Annotated in this window: 1 protein-coding gene; it reads right to left on the bottom strand. The window is 43.2% G+C overall.

Features of this window, described 5'->3' with window-relative positions:
* Positions 1-112: 112 nt before the first annotated feature.
* Positions 113-1795: a group II intron reverse transcriptase/maturase gene (gene ltrA, locus MiSe_RS48645; protein WP_307731690.1), complete on the bottom strand. Its 1683-nt coding sequence runs from the start codon at positions 1793-1795 to the stop codon at positions 113-115.
* Positions 1796-2387 lie beyond the last annotated feature (592 nt).

The following is a 2387-nucleotide window of genomic DNA, read 5'->3' as shown; positions in this document are numbered from 1 at the left end:
ACCAGTTAGAGTCGATAGGAGCGTTACCACTCTTACCTCTCCTTCAAAACCGGACGTGAGACTTTCACCTCATCCGGCTCCTCAATAATTCCACCCTTGTCATGGGTGCGATTCAAAACAGGTTATCCTCATGGTTATTTCTTAAAGAACCATCTGATGCTGTTTTTATGTCGTGACAATGTTTGTGTAGAAGTTGAAGATTATCGTAGGTATCTTTTCCACCTAACGATGTTGGTTTAATATGGTCAACTTCTACGATGTCCGTACTCGTAAAGTACAAACCACAGTGAGGACAAATACCCTTTTGTTGTTTCATTAAAGATGCAACTCTAGTAGGTGTTTCTGGGTACTCTCCTCTACGCTTGCGACCATATGTCCAGTTTCCATCATACGGACTGGCGTTACCCTTGACTTTTGTATGCCTGACGATTGGCATACTTGCATGGGTGGTTAACTCTAATCCGTTTGAGGTACTGAAACACCAATTGCGGTCGTCTAACTTACGCCAATACTTTTCCACATTGATGCTTCCCTTGCCCCTACTTCTAGCCCAAGATCTTAATTTCTCCCATGTTAGATGGTCAACCTTTGAAAAGGTATCTTTGCTAACTACTGTTGAGTAATAGTTTGCCCACCCCCTAATGATTGGATTCAGCTTACTAATTAAAGCATCTTGTGGGGCGGCTTTATAGTTATCTATTACCTCGGCTATTTGGGCTAAATGAGCCTTGATTTTGGCTTGATCCGGGGCGATTATTGTTTTAAAACCCAGCAGCTTTCCATTTATACGTCCACTTCGGTAGTTGCCTACCTTGTGTTGCTGTATGTGGAACCCAAGAAATTCAAATCCTACATTTCCGTTGTAGTCATTGAGCGTGTGGGTTATTTTTGTCTTGCTTGGTTTTAGTTCCAATCCTATGTCACTTAACCAGTCTGCGATTATCTTCTGGCAGGTTTGTACTACGCCAAAATCTTCATGTATGACCACAAAATCGTCGGCGTATCGGATTAAACTTAAAGCATCACGGTTTCTGGTTTTTGCGCCCTTCAACGTTTCTGCGTATTGTTTAACCCGTTCTTCCATACCATGTAGGGCAATATTCGCAAGTAGGGGTGAAATTACCCCGCCTTGTGGTGTCCCTTCATCCGTAGGAAATAACTCACCTTGGTCACATACTCCAGCTTTGAGCCATGTTTTTATCTGATGTCTCAAGGTCGGAAATGTTGCTATTTTTCTCAGTAATGCTTCATGGTTGATGCGGTCGAAACATTTCGCTATATCGGCATCAAGTACGAATTTGGACTTGTACCTAATGCTATTAAATATTGCTTCCACTGCATCGTGACAGGAACGTCCTGGTCTAAAGCCGTAGGAGTTAGGTTCAAAGCGAGCCTCCCATTCCGGCTCTAACGCCATTTTGCATAGCGCTTGTAGTGCGCGGTCGTTTATCGTAGGTATTCCTAAAGGTCGTTTTTCTTCTGTACCAGGCTTGGGAATCATTACCCGTCTTGTGGGTTTCGATTTTCCTGTTAGTTTCAAACGATTAACCAAGTCAATACGTTGCTTTGGGGTCAATGTTTTCACACCGTCCACACCTGCCGTATTTTTACCTTGGTTGTCCTGTGTTACCCTTCGACCCGCGATACACCTTGCAGACCAAGACCTAATCAGGGTCTTTTGGAGTTGGCGAACTGCTTTGACATCACCACGTTCACTCGCTTGATAGATTCTCTTTTGCAACTTAAACGTTAATCTTTCAGCTTTACGCCAATTGATTTGGTTCCATTCCACCATCAGATTGTTCTGTGTTTTAGACATATTCATTGCTACTTAAAACTCTATCTTTGGAATTACCGTGTATCTGTCTGCCTATCCTTGTCATTACAACAAGGCATTCGCTTCTGATACCATCCCTTTCTCTTAAATCATTCGTTAGCTACTTACTGGTTATCGACCTTACCAGAGATTTAAGAGAGTTACTTCGTTCCGATTACATATTGGTTAAACCGTTAGCGCGATGCTTTTCACCGGGTTTATTGGGCTTGTGCATATAAGTCAGTGAGAAAGCTGCTTATGCCCTATCCTTACCTTTTGGCTTGGTGTTAATCAGTCTTTACCGTATTTCTCAACGGTTTTATGCTTGATTTAGCCGTTACACCATCCAACGTGACGATGATTCTGACGCATCTTTGCTTTCGCTACCCATGGGTTCTTGCTCGACAGTTACCGGGTTCGGCTCCTAGTAGTTCTGCCTTTTAACCCCGCTTTAGCCTGTTGGTTGCTACCCATCAAACTAGGGGTTACGCTTTCACTCCTGCACTTGGAGGGTAGGACTTTCACCTACAAATGTAATCAGTTGTCTAGGGTTTTACCCCAGCTAACCTCT

This window comes from Microseira wollei NIES-4236, from assembly GCF_020521235.1.
Taxonomy (GTDB): Bacteria; Cyanobacteriota; Cyanobacteriia; order Cyanobacteriales; family Aerosakkonemataceae; genus Microseira; species Microseira wollei.
Note: the sequence above shows the minus strand (reverse complement) of the source record. Positions and strands in the feature narration are given on the sequence as shown.

Coding starts and splice junctions, on each gene's coding strand:
- ltrA (WP_307731690.1), bottom strand. CDS start 1,795: ATGGTGGAATGGAACCAAATCAATTGGCGTAAAGCTGAAAGATTAACG.